Source organism: Rhodoferax sp. OV413 (assembly GCF_945881795.1).
Classification (GTDB): Bacteria; Pseudomonadota; Gammaproteobacteria; order Burkholderiales; family Burkholderiaceae_C; genus Allorhodoferax.
Map to the genome: position 1 here is coordinate 16,371 of NZ_CAMCVG010000008.1, position 19,291 is coordinate 35,661.

At 64.3% G+C, this 19,291-nt stretch carries 18 protein-coding genes and 1 pseudogene; 4 read left to right on the forward strand and 15 right to left on the reverse strand.

Annotated features, from left to right (window positions below; all coding sequences use genetic code 11):
- Window positions 1-6: 6 nt before the first annotated feature.
- The 8 genes from Q0O05_RS02085 to Q0O05_RS02120 all read right to left on the reverse strand — a co-directional run bounded on the left by Q0O05_RS02085 (window position 7) and on the right by Q0O05_RS02120 (window position 9,989).
- On the reverse strand, window positions 7-1,197 hold the full coding sequence (locus Q0O05_RS02085) for an ABC transporter permease (RefSeq protein WP_293660212.1): 1,191 nt from the start codon (window positions 1,195-1,197) through the stop codon (window positions 7-9).
- A gap of 107 nt (window positions 1,198-1,304) precedes the next feature.
- On the reverse strand, window positions 1,305-2,324 hold the full coding sequence (locus Q0O05_RS02090) for a substrate-binding domain-containing protein (protein WP_293660213.1): 1,020 nt from the start codon (window positions 2,322-2,324) through the stop codon (window positions 1,305-1,307).
- A 160-nt stretch (window positions 2,325-2,484) separates the two neighbouring features.
- On the reverse strand, window positions 2,485-3,300 hold the full coding sequence (iolB, locus tag Q0O05_RS02095; RefSeq protein ID WP_293660214.1) for a 5-deoxy-glucuronate isomerase: 816 nt from the start codon (window positions 3,298-3,300) through the stop codon (window positions 2,485-2,487).
- A 1-nt stretch (window position 3,301) separates the two neighbouring features.
- The gene (iolE, locus tag Q0O05_RS02100; protein WP_293660216.1) at window positions 3,302-4,237 is read right to left on the reverse strand and encodes a myo-inosose-2 dehydratase; all 936 of its coding nucleotides are present in this window, start codon (window positions 4,235-4,237) and stop codon (window positions 3,302-3,304) included.
- 17 nt (window positions 4,238-4,254) lie between these two features.
- Window positions 4,255-6,129 (reverse strand): 3D-(3,5/4)-trihydroxycyclohexane-1,2-dione acylhydrolase (decyclizing), encoded by a 1,875-nt coding sequence (iolD, locus tag Q0O05_RS02105; protein ID WP_293660217.1) that lies wholly within the window; start codon window positions 6,127-6,129, stop codon window positions 4,255-4,257.
- Entirely contained in the window at window positions 6,126-8,099 is a 1,974-nt protein-coding gene (iolC, locus tag Q0O05_RS02110) for a 5-dehydro-2-deoxygluconokinase (protein ID WP_293660218.1), read from the reverse strand. Before iolC ends, iolD begins: the two co-directional genes overlap by 4 nt.
- Window positions 8,099-9,094, reverse strand: coding sequence for an inositol 2-dehydrogenase (gene iolG, locus Q0O05_RS02115; protein ID WP_293660219.1), 996 nt, complete (start codon window positions 9,092-9,094; stop codon window positions 8,099-8,101). The genes iolC and iolG overlap by 1 nt, the downstream gene beginning before the upstream one ends.
- A 19-nt stretch (window positions 9,095-9,113) precedes the next feature.
- Window positions 9,114-9,989, reverse strand: a complete 876-nt coding sequence (locus tag Q0O05_RS02120) for a MurR/RpiR family transcriptional regulator (protein ID WP_293660221.1) — start codon at window positions 9,987-9,989, stop codon at window positions 9,114-9,116.
- 79 nt (window positions 9,990-10,068) lie between these two features.
- Here Q0O05_RS02120 and Q0O05_RS11905 point away from each other — a divergent pair.
- A pseudogene (locus tag Q0O05_RS11905) lies at window positions 10,069-10,176 on the forward strand (BrnA antitoxin family protein); the annotation flags it as partial.
- On the opposite strand, the gene Q0O05_RS02125 reads toward Q0O05_RS11905, so the two are convergent.
- From Q0O05_RS02125 to Q0O05_RS02135, 3 genes are read right to left on the reverse strand one after another with little or no spacing between them, the layout of a single operon-like run.
- Window positions 10,156-11,454 carry a multifunctional CCA addition/repair protein gene (locus tag Q0O05_RS02125; protein ID WP_293660222.1) on the reverse strand — a complete coding sequence of 433 codons (1,299 nt, stop codon included), beginning with the start codon at window positions 11,452-11,454 and terminating at the stop codon, window positions 10,156-10,158. The pseudogene Q0O05_RS11905 and the gene Q0O05_RS02125 overlap by 21 nt on opposite strands.
- Window positions 11,455-11,469: 15 nt before the next feature.
- The gene (locus Q0O05_RS02130) at window positions 11,470-12,153 is read right to left on the reverse strand and encodes a glutathione S-transferase family protein (protein WP_293660245.1); all 684 of its coding nucleotides are present in this window, start codon (window positions 12,151-12,153) and stop codon (window positions 11,470-11,472) included.
- 42 nt (window positions 12,154-12,195) lie between these two features.
- The gene (locus Q0O05_RS02135) at window positions 12,196-14,196 is read right to left on the reverse strand and encodes a lytic transglycosylase domain-containing protein (RefSeq protein ID WP_293660223.1); all 2,001 of its coding nucleotides are present in this window, start codon (window positions 14,194-14,196) and stop codon (window positions 12,196-12,198) included.
- A gap of 9 nt (window positions 14,197-14,205) precedes the next feature.
- Between Q0O05_RS02135 and Q0O05_RS02140 the strand changes: the two genes are divergently transcribed.
- Window positions 14,206-14,805: a 5-formyltetrahydrofolate cyclo-ligase gene (locus tag Q0O05_RS02140; RefSeq protein ID WP_293660224.1), complete on the forward strand. Its 600-nt coding sequence runs from the start codon at window positions 14,206-14,208 to the stop codon at window positions 14,803-14,805.
- 75 nt (window positions 14,806-14,880) lie between these two features.
- On the opposite strand, the gene Q0O05_RS02145 is transcribed toward Q0O05_RS02140, so the two are convergent.
- Window positions 14,881-15,774 carry a DUF6279 family lipoprotein gene (locus tag Q0O05_RS02145; RefSeq protein WP_293660225.1) on the reverse strand — a complete coding sequence of 298 codons (894 nt, stop codon included), beginning with the start codon at window positions 15,772-15,774 and terminating at the stop codon, window positions 14,881-14,883.
- An 11-nt stretch (window positions 15,775-15,785) separates the two neighbouring features.
- Here Q0O05_RS02145 and glmU point away from each other — a divergent pair, with 11 nt between their 5' ends.
- Both glmU and Q0O05_RS02155 read left to right on the forward strand, forming a co-directional pair.
- The gene (glmU, locus tag Q0O05_RS02150) at window positions 15,786-17,237 is read left to right on the forward strand and encodes a bifunctional UDP-N-acetylglucosamine diphosphorylase/glucosamine-1-phosphate N-acetyltransferase GlmU (RefSeq protein WP_293660226.1); all 1,452 of its coding nucleotides are present in this window, start codon (window positions 15,786-15,788) and stop codon (window positions 17,235-17,237) included.
- Window positions 17,238-17,319: 82 nt separating this feature from the next.
- The gene (locus tag Q0O05_RS02155; protein ID WP_293660227.1) at window positions 17,320-18,066 is read left to right on the forward strand and encodes a HAMP domain-containing sensor histidine kinase; all 747 of its coding nucleotides are present in this window, start codon (window positions 17,320-17,322) and stop codon (window positions 18,064-18,066) included.
- Window positions 18,067-18,076: 10 nt separating this feature from the next.
- On the opposite strand, the gene Q0O05_RS02160 is transcribed toward Q0O05_RS02155, so the two are convergent.
- From Q0O05_RS02160 to Q0O05_RS02170, 3 genes are all read right to left on the reverse strand, one after another.
- Window positions 18,077-18,379 (reverse strand): type II toxin-antitoxin system RelE/ParE family toxin, encoded by a 303-nt coding sequence (locus Q0O05_RS02160; protein ID WP_293660228.1) that lies wholly within the window; start codon window positions 18,377-18,379, stop codon window positions 18,077-18,079.
- A complete protein-coding gene (locus tag Q0O05_RS02165) occupies window positions 18,379-18,696 on the reverse strand; it encodes a hypothetical protein (RefSeq protein WP_293660229.1) in 318 nt (105 codons plus the stop codon). Before Q0O05_RS02165 ends, Q0O05_RS02160 begins: the two co-directional genes overlap by 1 nt.
- 107 nt (window positions 18,697-18,803) lie before the next feature.
- Window positions 18,804-19,277 (reverse strand): Lrp/AsnC family transcriptional regulator, encoded by a 474-nt coding sequence (locus tag Q0O05_RS02170; protein ID WP_293660230.1) that lies wholly within the window; start codon window positions 19,275-19,277, stop codon window positions 18,804-18,806.
- Window positions 19,278-19,291 lie beyond the last annotated feature (14 nt).

A 19,291-nucleotide genomic window follows, 5' to 3' on the forward strand; every position in this document is an offset into this window, starting at 1 on the left:
TGGCGCTCACAGTACATCTCCAGTCCATTTGCGGTAGGCCACATCGAACACCACTGCGGCAATCAGCACCTGGCCGATGATGACGTAGCGTGTACCGATAGACACATCCAGCAGCAGCATGCCGCTGTCAATGCACTGCATGATCAAGGCGCCTAAAACCGAGCCCAGAATCGTGCCGCTGCCGCCTGCGAGGGCGGTGCCGCCAATCACGGTCGCGGCAATCACCAGCAGCTCCTGGTTGTTGCCCAACGAGTTGGTACCGGCATTGAGGCGGGAGATCGCCACGATCGCCGCAATGGTGGTGAGGACGGCCAGCAACACAAACAGCATCATGGTGACGCGCTTGACCGGAATACCGACCAGAGCGGCTGCGTCAGGGTTGCCGCCCATGGCGAATACATAGCGGCCAAAACGGGTGCGGTGCACGATAAAGGCCATGAGCAACGCCACCGCGCCCCAGATGAGCACAGGAATGGGGATCCCTTGCGCGTCGTCTTTGCCGGGAATTTGGTAGGCGTTCATGACGGCGACAAAGCCCAGCACGAGAACGATGGGAATCATTGCCAGCAACAGATCCAAACCCAGTGAATTGGTCGGCACGTCATAGCGCTGCTTGGAGCGGCGTTTGGCGAACATGGACAACACAATACACAGAGAAATCAGGCCGCCCACAACCCAGCTGGCAGAGGTGCCGATGCCGCCATTGAAGCCACCGCCCAGAGTCAGGAAAAAGGGGTCGGACAGGGGCTGCGTCTTGCCGTCCGCCACCAGATAGGCTGCGCCGCGGAAGGACATTAACCCGCCCAGGGTGACAACAAAGGAGGGCACGCCGACATAGGCCGTCAAAGCGCCCTGGTACATGGCCACCAGAATGGACGCGGCAAGACCTGCGAGGCAGGCGCTGGGCCAGGACCAGTCAAGGGTGTACATCAAAAACGCAATCAACACACCCACAAACCCCATCACCGAACCGACAGAGAGGTCGATGTGGCGGGCCACAATAATGAGCACCATGACGGTCGCCAGAATGCCGACCACCGCCGTTTGTTGCGCGATGTTGTAGAGGTTCTCGGCAGAGAAAAATATGCCTTCGGACAGGACATTAAAAACAACGGTGGTGAGCACCAACACTGCGGTCATCAGCACCATGCGCCAATCGATGGCCGAATGCTTCAAGTTTTTTAAGGCTTGATTCATTGACTTCCCCTAAACGAAACCGGAAAAACGGAGTTTCAAAACGACACCGCGGGCCCCAAGCACAAGCCCGGCCCGCGGTGAGTGACTAAGCTAAGTTAGAAAAGCGCTTACTTGCAGGCAGCCACTTTAGCTGCGCTCACGCCCTTGCAGAGCACGTCTTTCTTGATGTAGCCGGCCTTCAGGACTACGTCCAGGTTGGCCTGGGTCACGGGGATGGGCTTCAGGAAGATGGACTTCAGAGTCATCTTCTTGGGGCCGTTGGCCCAGTCAGCAGCGCCTGTCACGGGCTTGCCGGCTCCCAGTTCCACCGCAGCCTTGGCAGCAGCAGTTCCGAGGTCCTGCGAGTTCTTCCAGACCGACACGGTTTGGGTACCCAGAGCCACGCGGTTCAGTGCAGCGTGGTCACCGTCCTGGCCGGACACGGGAATGCCTTGCAGGCCTTTGGCGGTCAGAGCAGCCACCACACCGCCGGCCATGCCGTCGTTTTGTGCCACAACCGCGTCAACCTTGTTGCCGTTCTTGGTCAGGATCTGTTCCATGTTCTTTTGGGCGTTTTGCGGGTTCCAGCCGGCGGTGAATTCTTCACCGACGATCTTCACATCGCCGCTCTTGATCGCTGCTTCCAGAACTTCGCCTTGACCTTCGCGCAGGAAAGCGGCGTTGTTGTCACCTGGGTCGCCCTTGATGATGGCGTAGTTGCCCTTGGGCTTGACAGCCAGGATGGCGCGGGCAGTCATGCGGCCGACTTCCTTGTTGTCGAAGGTGATGTAGGTGGTGCCGGGAGCTTCGAACAGGCGGTCATACGCGATCACCGGGATCTTCAGTTGGGCAGCCTTGTTGACGGCCGGCAGGATGGCGTCCTTGTCGCGGGCCAGAATGATCAGAACCTTGGCGCCCTTGGCGATCAGGCTGTCGATGTCTGTCAATTGCTTCTCGGTGGAAGAGCCGGCGTCCGACATGATGTACTTGGCACCGGACTTGGCGAGCTCAGCCTTGATGGCGGCTTCGTCAGTCTTCCAGCGTTCTTCCTGGTACGCATCGAAGCTCACGCCGACGGTCAATTGGGCGAAAGAAGAACCCGCTGCCATGGCCAAAGCCAATGCGGTCAGTTGACGTTGATATTTCATACTTGTCTCCAGTTATTGAGAGCCCGGAATGGGCATCGAGTTAGTTTCCTGCCGCGCTCTCCGGTGCGTTGCACCATTTAGTTCGGACGGAAAACCAAGTATCACTGATTGATATCCGCCGGGCACTAGGGAAAACGATTAGTACCCTATTGGTAACCACTCAGATGCTTTGGGGCGCAAGCATCCACTCGTGGGCGGGGTCGTTTTTGAAGACCCAGAACCGGTTGGGCCCGGCCATGACATTGAGGTAATACAGGTCGTAGCCATGGGGTGCGACCACCGGGTGGTAACCCTTGGGCACCATGACGACGTCGTGGTTCTCCACCGCGCAGGCTTCGTCCAGCGAGCGGTCGTCGGTATAGACCCGTTGAAAACCGAAGCCCTGCGGCGGGTTGATGCGGTGGTAATAGGTTTCTTCCAGTTGCGTCTCAACAGGCGGCTGCTCCCTGTCGTGTTTGTGCGGCGGGTAGCTCGACGAATGACCGGCAGGCGTCATCACTTCCACCACCAGAAGGTGCGCCGCAGTGGGGTCATCGTGGGGCAGGATGTCGCAGATGTAGCGGGTGTTGCTGCCCTTGCCCCGGGTGCTGCGGCGCATGGTGCCGGGGTCGATGACCCGCACCTCACGTGCTTGCCTGTCGCAGGGTGCGGTGCACAGCGCAAGCTCGGCAGAGGTGTCAGCCACCACCTCGACATGCTTGCCGCCGGGCACGTAGACTGCCGCAGGCGACTGCGGATCAAACACGCTGTTGCGCGTGCCCATGGGGCCGTAGCGCACGCCATCCACCGTAACAGTGACCGTGCCGGTGAGCACCACCAGGCACAGCTCGCGCGCGCCGGTGTCGACGGTCTCGGACTCCTGCGCCTGCAGGCGCAGCGCCTGAAAGCCCACATACGTCCAGCCCGCGCGCTCGGGCGTGACCGACACAATTTCGCGCCCTTCTGGGGCAGCTTTGGCAAGCAGGCGGCTGACCATGTCAGGCTCCCCGGCTCAGGCGCTGCACGATGCCCGACAGAGTGTCAAAGCCCTTCTTGGCGTATTGGTAGCTGGGGGCGACCGCCGGGTCCTGCTCGGCTTCCACCACCAGCCAGCCTTCGTAACCGGCCGCTTTCAGCGTAGTCAGCACGGCGTCGAAGTTGATGACGCCATCACCCGGCACCGTGAAGGTGCCGTTGATCACGCCATTCAGAAAACTCCAGCCATCGTTGCGGGCCTGCGCAATCACGCTGGGCCGCACGTCTTTACAGTGCACATGGACCACCCGGGCCAGGTGCTTGCGCAGCAGTGCCTCGGGGTTGGTGGCGCCGCCGTAGTAGGCGTGTCCGGTGTCAAACAGCAGACCCACAGATTGCGCGTCGGTCACTTGCATCAGGTGGTCGATGTCGGCGGGGGACTCCACATAGGCGCCCATGTGGTGGTGGTAGGCAAGGGTGATGCCGTAAGTGGCTTGAAGGTGCGCGCCAAAGGCATTGAGGCGCCGGCCATAGGCCTGCCACTGCGCATCCGTCTGAAAGCGCGGGCGCTTGGCCAGCGGGGTGTCGATGTTGCCCTGGATGGTGCCTGCGCATTCGCCGTACACCACCACCTTCACCTTGTTGTATTGCAGGCGGCTCATATGCGCCTTGCAGCGTTCTATCTCTGCGGCTAGCGCATCGGCTTCGCTTTGGCCCTCTGGCACCTCAGCCAGAAAGCCGGAGTACCAGCCCGACACGCAGGCGAGGTTGTATTCGTCGAGCTTGGCCTTGAGGGCCGGGCCGTCTTTGGGGAACTTGTTACCCAGCTCGAAACCGGCGTAGCCGATCTCTTTGCCTTCTGAGAGCGCGGTTTCCAGCGGTGTCTCGCCGCCCAGGGAGGGCAGGTCGTCGTTCATCCAGCTGATCGGGTTGATGCCGATTCGTACATTCCAGGTCATGGCAGATCCTTGTTGGTTCAGAGCGTTTGGTTTTTCTTGGCCTCGGTGTAGCGCGCAAAAGCAGCATTCACCTCGGGGCGATCAGAGACTTCGGGAATAGCCACCTCCCACCACCAGCCGCCGTCATCGGTGGTGCGGGTGTGGGTGGTGTCGATGACCAGCACCTGCGTGGTGGTGGCTGCGCGTGCTCGCACCATGGCGGCTTTGAGCTCGGCGATGTTGGCTACATGCTCCGCGCCGGCGCCCATGCTGCGGGCGTGCATGGCAAAGTCAATGGTGCTGGATGCGCCGCCCTCGGGCACGCAGTTGTCGAGCATGTTGTTGAAATGCGGGCTACCGGTGGCAAGCTGCAGCCGCTGGATGCAGCCATAACCGCGGTTGTCCAGCACCACGATGATGAGCTTTTTGCCCAGCATCACCGAGGTGGCGATTTCCGAGTTCATCATCATGTAGGAGCCGTCTCCCACCATGACGATGACCTCCTGCTCAGGCCGCGCCATTTTCACGCCCAGCCCGCCGGCAATCTCGTATCCCATGCAACTGAAGCCGTACTCCATGTGGTAGTTGCCCGGCTTGCCGGCGCGCCAGAGCTTGTGCAGCTCGGCGGGCAGGGTACCGGCTGCGCACACAACCACGTCGTGCTCGGGGCTGCTCAAGGGCGCAGGCGCGGAGTCGCGCACCGCGCCAATGACCTCGGCGTCATAGGGCAGCTGTGGGGTCGGTACGTTGGTGGGGGGTGTCGTGAGGGTGGTGACACGCTCAACCCAAGCCAGCGCCAACGTTTGGGCGCGCGCGGTCCATGCCGCATCCGCCGCCCATCCGTGCAAGGCGCCGTGGAGCTGCTCCAGCCCGGTGCGTGCGTCGGCCACCAGCGGCGTGCCGTGCTGCTTGCCGGCATCAAAAGCCTGCACGTTGAGGCTCAGAATGCGGGCTCGCGCAAACAGGCTGTGCGAGCCGGTGGTGAAGTCTTGCAGGCGCGTGCCCACCGCCAGCACCAGGTCAGCGTGGGCTGCTATCTCGTTGGCGGCGGGTGAGCCGGTGACGCCCACAGCGCCCAGGTTGAGCGGGTGGTCCCAAGGCAGGCTGCTCTTGCCGGCCTGCGACTCTACGACAGGAACACCGTACGCCTGGGCGAAGTTGCGCAGCGCGTCCCAGGCCAGGCTGTAAAGCACGCCGCCGCCGGCCACGATGACCGGATGCCTGGACGCCCGCAGCAGGGCCACAGCACGGGCGAGTTCGCCGGTATCAGGGACGGGGCGGCGTATGCGCAGCACCTCTGGTTCCATAAAGCTGAGCGGGCAGTCAAACGCAAAGGTTTGCACGTCCTGCGGCAGCGACAGGCACACCGGACCGCACTGCGCGGGGTCGGTCATGACCTGAATGGCGCGCGGCAGGGCGCTGAGGATTTGATGAGGCGCGGTGATGCGGTCGAAGTAGCGCGTGACCGGGCGGAAGGCGTCGTTCACGCTCAGGTCGCCCTGGGAGAAGTCTTCGAGCTGTTGCAGCACCGGGTCGGGCGCTCGGCTGTTAAAGCTGTCGCCGGGCAGCAGCAGCACCGGCAAGCGGTTCACATGCGCCAGCGCCGCAGCGGTTACGAGGTTGGTCGCTCCGGGGCCGATGGAGCTGGTGACCGCCATGATGCGCTGGCGGAACTGCGCCTTGCTGTAGGCGATGGCCGCGTGCGCCATGGCCTGCTCGTTGTGCGCGCGGTAGGTGCTGATGTGGGCGCGGCTGGCCCACAGGGCTTCGCCCAGACCCGCCACATTGCCGTGCCCGAAGATGGAGAACACGCCGCCGCAATACGGCACCAGGCTGCCATCGGCCAGTTCGATCCGCAGGGCTGCAAGGTGGCGCACCAGCGCCTGCGAGGTGGTGAGTCGGATGGTTTTCATGCGGCTTCCTTGGTGAGGGTGGCGCTGTGCCGTGCGTTGCCGTGGCGCGTGCGCCAGGCCTGCACCAGCATCGCAAAATTAGCGGCTACCTCGGCAATGAAGGCCGCGTCGTCCATCTGGTTGGCCAGCCAGCGCTGGGAGGCATTGACCCACAGACTGCGCCCGACCATGAAGCCCTTCACCACCGGGTTGGTGGCCTGGGCAAAGCTCTCCGCCAGCACCTGCAACGGCTGATTGAGGCCCAGAATGACGGCGCCGCGGCAATGCGGGTCGCGCTCTTCAATGAGCGCCTGTAGAGACTCCCATCCCTGCGCCTGCAGTGGAGCGAGCTTCCACCACTCGGGCTTGACGCCGAGGTTGTAGAAGCGCTTGACCGCGCGCAAGACCGCAGCGTCCTGGGTGCCGGCGGGCGTCAGGGCGGGCGGGCAAATGATTTCCAGCAGCAGCTCGTTGCCGCTGTGGCGGGTGGCTTCCCAGAGTTCGAGCACCTTTTGTTCTTGCTCGAGACGCAGGGCAAAGGCGTCGTCGGGGTGGTAATGCACCAGGCACTTGACCACCTGTTCGGTGGGCCAATGGATCAAGGCAGTACCAATCGATCGGGTGCCGTCAAATCGCAGCGGGCGTGAGCCCGGCAATTCCACCGGACGGCCTACCCACCAGCCGCGGCCGGTGGCGCCGGCCAGCGCGTCGGCGCCGTAGCTGCCGCCGTCAATCAGCACCCCCATCTGGCCCTGGAGTTGGTGGCTTTGCTCGACCTGCGCGGCAGCCTGCACCAGCAGGCGCTTGAGCGGTGCAATGCGCGACTCGGGCGCGCCGGCCTCGCGGGCCAGGTCATAGAACTGGCTGCGGTGGTCGAACGCCATGACACACAGCTCGCCCCACGGTGCACGCTTTGCGGTAACGCGATGCAGGTGCGCCAGTTGGGCGTCGGCATCTACCTGCGGGTTGCGGCTGCCGCCAAACCAGTGCGCCAATTCGGCGGGGGTGGGCATGGCGGCCGAGCAGGCGTGGCGCGAGACCACAATGGCGCCACACGCATTGGCCACGCGGGTGGACTCGGCCCAGTCTTTGCCCTGCAGCAGGCTGGCCATCAGGCCGGAGAGGAAAGCATCGCCGGCACCCAGCACATTGAGCACCTCGACCCGCTCCCCTTGGTAGGTGGGCGCCTGGTTGATGTCGTCAGGGATATCGCCTTCGATCACGCAGCATCCCAAAGCGCCGCGCTTGACCACCAGCGTGGCGCGGCTTAGCGCACGCACTGCCCGCAGGCTGGCCACCATGTCGCCGGCCACACCGCCGGCAATGTAGAACTCTTCTTCGGTGCCCACCAGCAGGTCAAATTCGGGCAGCATGTCCTGCAGCTGGCGCGTGACGCTGGCGTCAGCCACATAGCGGTTTTCGCCGGCGCCGCGCGAGGTCAGGCCCCACAGCACGGGGCGGTAATCAATGTCCAGCACCCGCACCACGCCGTGGGCTTTGGCATGGGCCAGGGCGGTTTGTGCGGCCAGGCGGGTGACAGGGGTAGAGAGGTGGGTGCCGGTGATGGCCAGCGCGCTGCACTGGGCGATGAAGTGGCCGTCAATCAGGTTGGCGTCCAGCGCCATGTCGGCGCAGTTCTCGCGCACAAACAGCAGCGGGAAGGTGTCGCGGTCTTTGATGCCGAGCAGCACCAGCGCGGTCAGTCGCTCGGGGTCGACTTGTACCTGGCTGGTGTCGCAGCCTTCCTGCTGTAGGGTTTGCAGCAAAAAGCGGCCCATTTGCTCGTTGCCCACCCGCGAAATCATGGCGCTTTTCAGGCCCAGACGCGCCACACCAAAGGCCAGATTGGCCGAGCTGCCGCCCAGGTACTTGGACATGCTGCGGGCGTCTTCGAGCGTGCTGCCGAACTGCTCGGCATACAAGTCCACCGCCAGCCGACCCAGGCAGGCCAGGTCGAACTTGCGGCCTGCCGGAAAGGACAGCGCCGGCATCAAAAAACGACCGGTTGCCCGCTGGCTGCGCTGTGGGCTGCGGCATCGGCCAGCACTTGCGCGCGCACGCCGTCTTCGACTGTGGTCTTGAACGCGCCGCCGCTCTGCAACTGCGTGAAAAAGTGCTCGATCTCGATGCGGTAGGCAGCGGCATAGCGCTGGAGGAAGAAGGCCTCGGGGTTGTCGTAATGGGTGTTGGCGGCGCCGGCCTGGGTGACTTCGGTGGGGCGGTGGTTGCCGCACTGCAGCATGCCCAGCGAGCCGATGACTTCAAAGCGCTGGTCGTAGCCGTAAGCAGCGCGGCGGGTGGTGTTGATCTGGCAGAGGCGGCCCTTGCGGGTTTTGATGGTGACGGCGGTGCTGTCCATGTCGCCGGCTTCTCCGATGGCCGGGTCGGTCAGGCAGGAGCCGCTGGCAATCAGCCAGGCGGCTTCGTCGCCGTCGCCGCACAAAATCCAGCGGAAGACGTCGAAGTCGTGGATCAGCATGTCGCGGAAGATGCCGCCGGAGTTTTTGATGTATTCCACTGGCGGGGCGCCGGGGTCACGGCTGGTGATGATCAGCATTTCAGGGTTGCCGATGTCACCGCGGTCGAGGCGGGACTTGGCTTCGTTAAAGGTTGGATCGAAGCGGCGCTGAAAGGCGATCATGCAGGCCACATTGGCCCGGGCCACTGCCTCGGCGCAGGTGCGGGCGCGCTCGGCAGACAGGTCCACCGGCTTTTCGCAAAAAATGTGTTTGCCGGCCTGGGCGGCGCGGGTGATGAGGTCGGTGTGGGTGGTGGTGGGGCTGCCGATGACCACGGCGTCGATGCTGGCGTCGGCAAAAATGCCTTCCACGCTGTCGACCCGCGCGCCGTGCCGGGCGGCGAGCTCGGAGCAGGCGCTGGTGAGCGGGTCGCTCACGGCGACTAGCTCAATGCCGGGCATGGCGCACAGGTTGGCGGCGTGGATGCGGCCGATGCGACCGGCTCCGAACAGGGCTACTTTTTTCATGACTTGCTTTCTTTAATGTTCAAACCGCATTGGTGCGGGTGGGTTGGTAATCGAGTTCGAGGCGGTACGCCAGCGCCAGAAACAGACTCTGGGCGACCGCCATGGTGTTGGTGAGCGCGCGAAAGCCGAACACGCTGGTTTCCTGCACCTGCAGCACGCAGTCCGACAAGCGCGCCAGCGGGCTCAGGCTGCTGTCAATGATGGAGATGATGCGCGCGCCCTTCGCATGGGCCTGCCGCACGATGCTTACGGTTTCTTCGGCGTAGGGGGCGAACGAGATGGCAATCATCACGTCGCCGGCCCGCAGGCCGCGCAGTTGGCCGTCCTGCATGCTGCCCATGGCGCTGATGTGCTGCACCTGCTTGTCGGTGTGATGCAGGGCGTAGGCCAGGTAAGTCGAAACAGCGTACGACCTGCGGGATGCGATGAGCCAGATGGTGTCGGCCTGCGTGAGCAGGCTTACCGCGTCGTCAAAGGTCTGGGTCCTGAAGGTGGCGGGAAGCTCCTCCATGCCGGCCATGCTGCTCTCTACCAGGGCCTGGGCGATATCGGCACTGCGCAGGTCGCGCGCCCCCGATTCCATGGCTTGGCGGATGCGGGTCTGGTAGCTGCGGGCGGGTGAAATGTGCTGCGCCAGCTGGTCGCGGAATACGCGCTGCAAGGCGGTGTAGCCCTCAAATCCAAAGTGCTTGGCAAAGCGCACCACCGCCGACGGCTGCACGCCGCAGTGCTGCGCGACCTCTTGCACCGACTGAATGCTCAACTGCGCCCGGTGCTGCTCCACATGCGTGGCAATCAGCTTGAGTTGCCGGCTCAACCGGTCAAAGTCCCGCGCAATCGCCTGCAGCAGCGCTTCCTCGGTGGCTGGTGTGACGTTGGGTGTGGGGGAGCGCATGAGGCTTAGAAAATTTATGCTGAATGAATTGTAAACAGAATAAATTTTCTAAAAGGGTGGGTTTTTTGGCTTCGATGCCGATGCACTCGAAGCCTTCAAAGCAACGGGGGCGGGCTGGCAAGCCCGCATCAACGCGGCGCTGGGGGCTGGGCCCATTGCCGGCCGCTCACTGGGCGCTTTCTCTTAACCCCGCAGCAATAGCAGCAGCCCGTGCCCCTTGAATGATTTGGCCTATTTTTGGGCCGCTCGCGCCCGCGGCTATTGCGCTGGCAGCTATCGAATCCGTAGCAACTGCCAAGGCCAAATCCAGCGCCTGCGTCAAACGTTGGGCTTGGGGGTAGGGCGCGTCGTTCAGGCCCAAGCGGCCTTGGGCGTCGCACTGGCAGGCTAGCAGGGCGGCGCGAAAACGGGCGGGTTTGCGGATGGCGTCGCAGCGCTCCAAGAGGCGCAGCAGGGCGTCGGCCTTCAGGCTCGCGCTGCGGTGAATGTTGCCGTGTTCGCGCGCCACCACGTCGGCGAGTTCCGCACAATCAGCCGGCACGCGCAGGCGCTGGCACACCGCTTTGAGCAGGCGGGCGCTGCGTTCTTCGTGGCCGATATGGCGGGGCAGCACATCGGCCGGCGTGGTGCCTTTGCCCAGGTCGTGGCCGAGGCAGGCAAAGCGCACCTCCAGCGGCGCTCTCAGAGCCGCAGCGCGGTCGAGCACCATCATCACGTGCACGCCGGTGTCGATTTCGGGGTGGTGCTCGGGGCTTTGGGGCACGCCCCAGAGCCGGTCCAGCTCGGGCAACAGGCGCTGCAGCGCGCCGCAGCTGCGCAGCACCTCGAACATCCGTGAGGGGCGGGCCTCCATCAGGCCTTTGGCTAGTTCTTGCCACACCCGCTCGGGCACCAGATGGTCTACCTCTCCGGCGTGCACCATCTCCTGCATCAGGGCGGTGGTCTCGGGGGCCACAGAAAAATCGGTGAAGCGTGCGGCAAAGCGCGCCACCCGCAGGATGCGCACAGGGTCTTCGCGAAAAGACGGCGTCACATGCCGCAGTAACCGGGCCTGAATATCGGCCCGCCCGCCATAGGGGTCGACGACCGTTTGGGCATCAAAAAGACCGTTGGGGCTTGTAGTGTCTGCGCGGGCAGCTATGGAATTGATAGTGAGATCGCGCCGGGCCAGGTCTTCCTCCAGCGTCACATCGGGCGCTGCGTGCACCGCGAAGCCGCGGTAGCCCGGCGCGGTTTTTCTCTCGGTGCGGGCGAGGGCGTATTCCTCGTGTGTCCGCGGGTGCAGGAACACCGGGAAATCTTTACCCACCGCCACAAAGCCGGCGTCTTGCATCTGCTGCGGGCTGCTGCCCACCACCACCCAGTCGCGGTCCTGAACCGGCAGGCCCAAAAGCGCATCGCGCACCGCGCCGCCGACCAAAAAGGTGCCGGTGTGCTGCGCAGCAGGTTCGGGCGGGGCGCGCATGAAAACCTGCAGTGCTCAGGGTTTGAGCCGGTGGGGCTCTTCAAAGTCCAGAAAGTCTTTCTCGGCCACAGCGGCGTCGCACCAGGCTTTGACGCCGGGCAAGGCCAGCACCCGTTCCACATAAGCGCGTACCGCCGGGCTCAGCGGCAGGTCGTAGGTGACCAGCCGGGTGCAGACGGGTGCGAAGTAGGCGTCTGCAATCGTGAAATGCCCGAACAGCATGGGCCCGCCGTGCTGGGCCAACAGTTCTTCCCACATGGTGTGCAGGCGGGCCACATCAGCACGCACGGCGGGCTTGTCGCGCCAGATCAGGGCACCCGTCTCGGGGAGGCGGGCCTCGATGTTCATCGGGCACTGGCTGCGAAGGCCGGTGAAGCCGGAGTGCATTTCGGCGCAAATGCTTCGGGCGCGCGCCCGCGCAGCCTTCTGGGCCGGCCAGAGCTGCACATTGGGAAACTCTTCGGCCACGTATTCAGCAATAGCCAGCGTGTCCCAGACGGCGAGCTCGCCATCCAGCAGCAGCGGCACCTTGCCGGTGGGGCCAAGCTTGGTCATGGTGGTCTTGAACTGCGATTGGCTGTGAAACGAGTCAAACCGCACCATGATTTCCTCAAAATCAATCCCCGCCTGCTTGAGCAGCACCCAGGGGCGCATCGACCAGGAGGAGTAATTCTTGTTGCCAATAAAGAGCTTGAGCATGGGCGCCTCCGGGTTGGGGGTGTTCAAGGGGAGTTCAAGAATTCACGGCAGGTCTAGCCCCGCCTCCGGCATGGTCGCATCACGCGGGCCTACGCTGCCCAGCCGCGCCTTGAGCGATTGAGGCTGGCCGGTAATGAGTGCCGCATACAGGGTGGTGTTGGCCAGAACCTTTTTTACGTAGTCGCGCGTTTCTGCAAAGGGCACGTTCTCCGCCCATACCGCGCCTTCCAGCACCGGCCCTCCGCTCTGGCCGCGCCAGATGCGCGGGCGACCGGGGCCGGCGTTGTAGGCGGCCGCGGCCAGGGGCATGGATCCGTTAAAGCTGTCGAGCACCAGCTTCAGGTAGCCGGTGCCGATGGCGATATTGGTATCGCGTTCGGTGATCTGGTGGGCCTGGAAATCGGTGAGACCGATTTTCTTGGCGGTCCATTTGGCGGTGGCGGGCATCACCTGCATCAGGCCCGCGGCGCCCACGACCGACCGCGCGTCGGTAATAAAGCGGCTCTCCTGCCGGATCAGCCCGTAGACATAGGCCGGGTCCAGGCTGATTTGCTGGGTCCGCGCCAGCACCGATGCCTTGTGCGGCATGGGGTAGCGCTGTTCCATGTCGACCAGTCCCTTGGTGCGTTCGCTGGTGTTGATGCAGCGGTCCCAGACCTCGGCGCGGCATGCCAGGTCGGCAGCAGCCAGCAGTGCGCGGTCGTCGAGGCCCCCGCGGTTGTGCAGGTTGGTGCTGTAGTTCCACTCGCGCACGCCATCGGTGCGCAGGCCGATGGAGATGGCGTGCAAGGCGCGGGCCAGCCCCGGGTTCTTTTTGGCCTGCTCTCTTTCGTCCGCCGTCAACGGGGCCGGGCGCGACGGCGCTACGATTTTCTGGCCCAGCTCCTCGAGGGCCAGCATTTCATAAAAACCCTTGGTGCCGGCAATGGACTCGAGCAGCGCCTGGCTCTCCATGCGTGCGGTCTCGAGGTTGCTGCGTTGAGCCAATGCCCGGGCACGCCAGTAGACCCAGACCGGTTCATCGCGCATTGCCTCGGGCATGGCGGCAATGGCCTCGGCCACCTGGCCCCAGCGGCCCGCGCGAAGGGCCGCCCTCGCGGCCCAGACGAGGTGGTCTTCGTGCATCTGGGCGAAGTTACCCCGGGCAAAGTAGCCGGATGCGTCGTCCGAGAGCTTTTGCGCAGCCCGCTTGCCGATCACACCCCATATCCAGCTGCGTTCTTCCTGGTTGAGCTGGGCCTTCCAGCGCAGCTTGTCCAGCTCCTCGGCCGCGTCCTGCGGGTCGAGGTAGGCCAACCGGATCAGTGCCAGCGACACCAGTTCGCGGGTTTGCGGGCGCAGGGCGGTCAGTTTGTCGTTCAGGTACTTGCCGGGGTTGCTGTAGATTGTGTTGAGGGTCCTGGCGTAACCCTCATCAAGCACGCCGGCGGCCTGGGCTGCCACCCGTGGGCGGTCGTTTTCCACGCCCAGACGCGCGCGCACCCAGACGCTGTGTTTGCTCAGCTTGCCGTCTTTGACGAGCTGGCCGGCCAGTCCGCCGCAGGCGTCTTCGGCGTCTTTCATACCCCACCACACCGGCTCCAGCGCGGCGGTCACATCAGTGCCGCGCAGCATGTAGTCGGTCCAGAGCGCGTAGCAGCGTACCGACTTGTCGTCGTTCATGCGGTACGCCGCGTGTTCGCGGGCAAAGGTTTCCCAGTCGCGCGCACGGCCGAGCTGCTGCAGCCATTCGACCCGCAAGCGGTCTTCCTGGTAGGTGCCGCTGTAGCGCTGCAGGAAGCCCTGGATTTCGGTCTTGCCCGCGTCGTCCAGCCGCACCGACAGCTCCCAGTAGGCGACCCATGGTTCGAGAATGTAGCCCCGCACCGAGGGAAGGGCCGCGCTCAGGCGCTTGCGGTCACGGTTCTTGTAGGCCTGGGCGAGGTCGAGGGTGAGGTCGTCGAGGCGGGCAACATCGCGCCCTTGGGCGCGGGCCGCGGTGGCGGGCAAGGACAGCAGGGCGCCGATGAGGGCCAGTGCTGTCAGAATGGCTGAAAACTGCATGTGGGGATTATGGACAACTCGGACGAAAGCAAAGCCTTACAAAAGAAGGCACTTCGCAAGGGCCTACTAGAGCAACGTATGGCCATGCCGGACCGCCTACAACGCGCCGATTTATTGCAGCGCGTGATGCGAATCTGGCTGGTAGGCCGCCCCGATGCAGTGATCGGGGCTTATTGGCCGATCAAGGGCGAGTTTGACCCCCTGCCGGCCCTGCACCGCTGGAAAGAAGATGGAGAGCTCATCGAGCAGCCGCAGCCGCGCCGCATCGGGCTGCCGGTGGTCAACCGCGAGCACAAGACCATGACCTTCCACGCCTGGTACCCAGGCTGCCCGATGGAAGAAGATGCCTACGGAATTCCCAAGCCCAAAGACACCGAGCTGATCGTGCCGACTTTGCTGTTTGTGCCCTGTGTGGGCTACGGGCCGGGCGGCTACCGGCTGGGCTATGGCGGCGGTTTTTACGATCGCATGCTCGCCAGCTTGACCCCCAGGCCCTTCACCGTGGGGCTGGGCTATGCGCCTGGCTTTGTGGACGACCTCGAGCCCGAACCGCACGACATGCCTCTGGATGCCATCCTCAACGACAACGGCGTAGTCTGGCCTGTTTAAACCGGCCCCGCGCCGCCACAGTTGCGGTGCACTAAGGGTGCAGCACCGGTGCGTTACCGGTGCTTTGCCGCGGTGTCAGCGCTGCATCAGGGCGCGCACATCGCCCTCATAGCCCTGCAGCGTTTGTTGTAGTTTGACCCGCTGGGCCGCGCTGGTGGTGTTGTGCAGCTCGGCGGCAAAACCGCAGAAGTGGCTGCGGGCCCGCTCGGTGTATTGCACAAATGCAGCGTCGGGTGACTGCAAGCTTCGCATCAGCAGGGCCCGCATGTCGGCCTGCGTTTGCGCCTCGCCGGGGGCGCCGGCCTTGAGCGAGCGCAGGGTTTGCAATGCGTCCTTTTGGCGTCGCACGACTTCCTTGTATTGGGTGGCCGGGTCAAATGGCGAGTTCTCCAGCTGGCTGCGAATCAAAGTCTTCTGGCTGTCGCTGAGCCGGCCGTAAAACCCCTCGGCCCGCTCGATGGCGTTTTTCACCCGCCGGTCCAGCCGTTCTTGCGGAGTGCCGTCCAGCCACTCTTCTCTCCACACCCCGTTGCGTTTGTCCCAGGCGCGCGCCAAGTGGTCCAGCTGCTCGTTACTCAGGGTGGGCCCGATGGCGATGGCCGTCGGCGTTGCCCGCTCCAGCACGGCTTGAAAACGGCCCTCAAGCGCGCGCGACCACAGGCACATCTGTTCGGCAGCCACGGGTTGGGGGGCGGCCGCCTGCAGGGTCTTGAGCAACTCTGCGACGGCGGGCAGCTCCTCCTTGCGATGCCAGGTTTGCAAGGCATTGAGGTCGCTGCGCAGGCGAGCGCTTTGCGGGCTGTCGAGGTCCAGAAAACTGTCGAGCCACCAATGGGTGAGCTCGGGCGCATTGTTGTAGGCCAGCCGCACCGTGCCGCATCCCGTCAGGGCCAGACCCGCTGCCAGCAGGCCGATAATGGCGCACCAGCGTCGGCTGGCGGCCCACGCGTACGCTACCGCTCCGGACATCAAAAAAAGGCATGGCATTGACTTCAAACTCCCCTCTCTCCAGTAGCGCTCCGGCACAGGCCGGGGTGGACGTGGTCATTATGGCGGCCGGCAAGGGCACGCGCATGCGCAGCAAGATCCCTAAGGTCCTGCAGCGTTTGGCCGGGCGGCCCCTGCTGCAGCATGTGGTGGAAACCGCGGGCGACTTGCAGGCCCGCCGTGTGGTGGTGATTACCGGCCACGCTGCTACAGAAGTGGAAGCAGCCTGCGCAGTATTCACGGGTGCTAGCGCCGGTTTTGAGCTTAATTTTGTGCGCCAGGAGCCGCAGCTGGGCACCGGCCATGCAGTTCAGCAGGCAGTGCCCGTGCTGCCCGACGACGGGGTGGTGGTGGTGCTCTCGGGCGATGTGCCGCTCACCCAGCCCGACACCTTGTTTCACCTCATCCAGGCCTGCGGCGGCGACAAGCTGGCCTTGCTGACCTTGGAGCAGGACAACCCCGCCGGTTACGGGCGCATCGTGCGTGATGCGGAGGGCGCGGTGCAGGCCATCGTGGAGCACAAAGACGCCAGCGACGCGCAGCGCGCCATCACCGAAATCTACAGCGGCATCATGGCCGTGCCCGCGGCCCGCCTGAAGGCCTGGCTGGCCCGGTTGGATAACCGCAACGCCCAGCAGGAGTACTACCTGACCGACGTGGTGAAGTTCGCCGTGGCTGACGGCGTGGCGGTGGTCGGCCACAAGATCAGCGACGCGGTACAGGTGGCTGGCGTCAACAGCCCGGTGCAGCTCGCAGAGTTGGAGCGCGCGTTCCAGTTGCAGCAGGCCCACCGGCTGATGGAAGAGGGCGTGCGCCTGGCGGACCCCGCCCGGATCGATATTCGTGGCGACCTGCTGTGCGCGCACGATGTGAGCATCGATGTGAACTGCGTGTTTTACGGCCAGGTAAGCCTGGGCGAGGGCGTATCCATTGGCGCGAACTGCGTGATTGCCAACGCCGTTGTCGAGGCGGGCGCCATCATCCACCCCTTCACCCATATCGACGGCGAGCGCCAGGGCGTGACCGTGGGCGCGGGCTCGCTGGTTGGCCCGTTTGCCCGCTTGCGCCCCGGAGCGCAGCTGGGCGCCGAGGTACATATCGGCAATTTTGTGGAGGTTAAAAACTCTACGCTGGCGGCCGGCGCCAAGGCCAACCACCTGGCCTACCTGGGCGACGCGACCGTGGGCGAGCGGGTGAATTACGGCGCGGGCAGCATCACCGCCAACTACGACGGCGCCAACAAACACCGCACCGTCATCGAGGCCGATGTGCACGTGGGCAGCAACAGCGTGCTGGTGGCGCCGGTCACGATTGGTGCCGGCGGCACCATCGCCGGCGGCTCCACCATCACCAAAGACACCGCGCCCGGCGCACTGAGCGTGGCGCGCGGCAAGCAGGTCAGCATTGCCAACTGGAGTCGCCCGCAAAAGGCGCCGAAGGCGTGACGCTGTTCTGAAACAACTCCTGAATCAAAGCCGCCGCATTCCGACCATGGCCTTGCCCGACACCCATTCGCAGCAACCCGACATGAAGCAACCTAGCTTGGAGCAGCGCCTGGCCCAGCTCGAAGCCGCGCTAGCCGCCAGCCGCGCCGAGTTGCAGGAGTTCACCTACACCGTGTCCCACGACCTGCGCGCTCCGCTGCGGCATCTGGTGTCGTTCACCCGGCTGCTGGAAGAAGAGGCCGGCCCGCAACTCAGCGGCGACAGCTCGGATTTTTTGCGCACCATCTCGGAGTCTGCTGCGCACTTAGGGCTCATGCTCGATGCGCTGGCTGCGCTCTCGCGCCTGCAAGGCACCCCGGTCCATCGGGCAGAACTTGACTTTGCGGCGCTGGCCCGCGAATGCCTGCGTGAAGTGCAAGCCGCCTACCCCGGCCGAGCGGTGGATGTGAAGATGTTGGTGCCAGAAGGCCTGCGCCTGCTCACCGATGCGGCCATCCTGCACAAAGCGCTGGTACTGCTGCTGGACAACGCATTTAAGTTCACCGCCCGGGTGCCCGCGGCCAGCGTCGCTCTGCGGGCCTTGGCGCTGGAGGATGGCGGTTGGCAGATCGTGATTGAAGACAACGGGGCCGGATTCAACTCCGCGCAGCAGGACAAGCTCTTTAAGGTGTTTGGCCGGCTGCATTCCGCGAAGCAATTCCCCGGGCTGGGCATGGGGCTGCTCACTGCAAAGCGCTTGCTCGCCATGGTGGACGCCCGCCTCACCCTGGCCCCGCGCGAGGGTGGCGGCGCGGTGGCGGTGGTGCGTTGTGGGCCGGGCGAGGTTTAGGCCGCGGCGGTCAGAGTTCTTCTGCCGAATATCCCGATTCGCGCTGGTGCCGGATGCGGGCCACTAGCACCCGATTGCGTCCCTCATCCAATTCGTAGCGCGCCAGGTAACCGCTCCTGCGGCGCGAAATAATGAGCTCGCGCAGACCGCCCTCCACGGGCCGGCCGATGCCTGGCTGATGCGAGAGCACCTGCAGGGCGTCGAGAATGAAGTCCAGTAAGTCGCCCGCCATCGGGTCGTCCGACCCGGCAAGAAACTCCTCCAGCCGCAGCAGGTCGGCAAATGCAGCCTGGCTGAGGAAAACCCTTGGCATCAAGAGATCTTGGTGGGGGACAGTGGCCTAGGGGTAGGCGCCTGTCCTTTGCGGTGGCTTGCGAGTTCAGAGAAGTACGCCCGCACATCACCCAGTTCGTAGCCCAGGCCGGTGGCCTTCATGTCGTCCAGCGCAGCCGCGGAATCTTGTGCAAAGGCTTCGCGAAGGCGGGCGCGCCGCGCCGAATCGGCTAATGTCTGCACCATGTGCGCGTGCAGGCTGAGGCCGGCCTTTTGGGCATCGTCTTCGAGTTGCGCTTTAAGGGCTTCGGGCAGCTTCAGGCTGGTGGGTTTGCTGGTGATGCTACGGGGTTGCATATTGGGCGCCTTCAAGTGCAGTAGTCATATGTTACTACCCGACTCAAGTTTCGGAGGGAGGCTTTCAGCTAAGGCCTCCAGCGAGGACCGCCGAATGGCTGCGACTCTCAGTCCAGAGGCAGCTCAGCCCCGAACTTGCTGCGCTTGATGCTGAAAAACGCCTTCACGTTGCGCACATTGGCGTCGCTGGTGAACAGGCGTTGGGTCAGGGCGTGGTAGTCGGGCATGTTGCGGGCGTGGACGACGAGGCAAAAATCCGGGCCCGGTGATACGCGGTAACACTGCTGCACGCGCGGCTCAGCGGCAACCCGGGCCTCAAAAGCTTCGAGGGCGGCGCTGTCCTGCCTGTCGAGCGTGATTTCCACCACCGCGGTGAGCCCGTGACCCAGCACCCGGGCCATGCGCTCGGGGTTGAGCACCGCCACCTGCTTGTCAATCAGCCCCGCATCCCGCAGGCGCTTAACCCGCCGCAGACAGGTAGGCGGCGAGACATGAGCCCGCTCCGCCAGCGCCTGGTTGCTGAGGCTGGCGTCTTGTTGCAGCTGGGCGAGGAGCTGCAGATCGGTGGCGTCTATGTCCATTTATTCCTCAAAAA

Coding starts and splice junctions, on each gene's coding strand:
- Q0O05_RS02170 (WP_293660230.1), bottom strand. CDS start 19,277: ATGGACATAGACGCCACCGATCTGCAGCTCCTCGCCCAGCTGCAACAA.
- iolB (WP_293660214.1), bottom strand. CDS start 3,300: ATGGTCAGCCGCCTGCTTGCCAAAGCTGCCCCAGAAGGGCGCGAAATT.
- glmU (WP_293660226.1), top strand. CDS start 15,786: ATGGCATTGACTTCAAACTCCCCTCTCTCCAGTAGCGCTCCGGCACAG.
- Q0O05_RS02145 (WP_293660225.1), bottom strand. CDS start 15,774: ATGTCCGGAGCGGTAGCGTACGCGTGGGCCGCCAGCCGACGCTGGTGC.
- iolG (WP_293660219.1), bottom strand. CDS start 9,094: ATGAAAAAAGTAGCCCTGTTCGGAGCCGGTCGCATCGGCCGCATCCAC.
- Q0O05_RS02090 (WP_293660213.1), bottom strand. CDS start 2,324: ATGAAATATCAACGTCAACTGACCGCATTGGCTTTGGCCATGGCAGCG.
- Q0O05_RS02120 (WP_293660221.1), bottom strand. CDS start 9,989: ATGCGCTCCCCCACACCCAACGTCACACCAGCCACCGAGGAAGCGCTG.
- Q0O05_RS02135 (WP_293660223.1), bottom strand. CDS start 14,196: ATGCAGTTTTCAGCCATTCTGACAGCACTGGCCCTCATCGGCGCCCTG.
- Q0O05_RS02160 (WP_293660228.1), bottom strand. CDS start 18,379: ATGCCAAGGGTTTTCCTCAGCCAGGCTGCATTTGCCGACCTGCTGCGG.
- iolD (WP_293660217.1), bottom strand. CDS start 6,129: ATGAAAACCATCCGACTCACCACCTCGCAGGCGCTGGTGCGCCACCTT.
- Q0O05_RS02125 (WP_293660222.1), bottom strand. CDS start 11,454: ATGCGCGCCCCGCCCGAACCTGCTGCGCAGCACACCGGCACCTTTTTG.
- Q0O05_RS02085 (WP_293660212.1), bottom strand. CDS start 1,197: ATGAATCAAGCCTTAAAAAACTTGAAGCATTCGGCCATCGATTGGCGC.
- iolE (WP_293660216.1), bottom strand. CDS start 4,237: ATGACCTGGAATGTACGAATCGGCATCAACCCGATCAGCTGGATGAAC.
- iolC (WP_293660218.1), bottom strand. CDS start 8,099: ATGCCGGCGCTGTCCTTTCCGGCAGGCCGCAAGTTCGACCTGGCCTGC.
- Q0O05_RS02165 (WP_293660229.1), bottom strand. CDS start 18,696: ATGCAACCCCGTAGCATCACCAGCAAACCCACCAGCCTGAAGCTGCCC.
- Q0O05_RS02140 (WP_293660224.1), top strand. CDS start 14,206: ATGGACAACTCGGACGAAAGCAAAGCCTTACAAAAGAAGGCACTTCGC.
- Q0O05_RS02130 (WP_293660245.1), bottom strand. CDS start 12,153: ATGCTCAAGCTCTTTATTGGCAACAAGAATTACTCCTCCTGGTCGATG.
- Q0O05_RS02155 (WP_293660227.1), top strand. CDS start 17,320: ATGAAGCAACCTAGCTTGGAGCAGCGCCTGGCCCAGCTCGAAGCCGCG.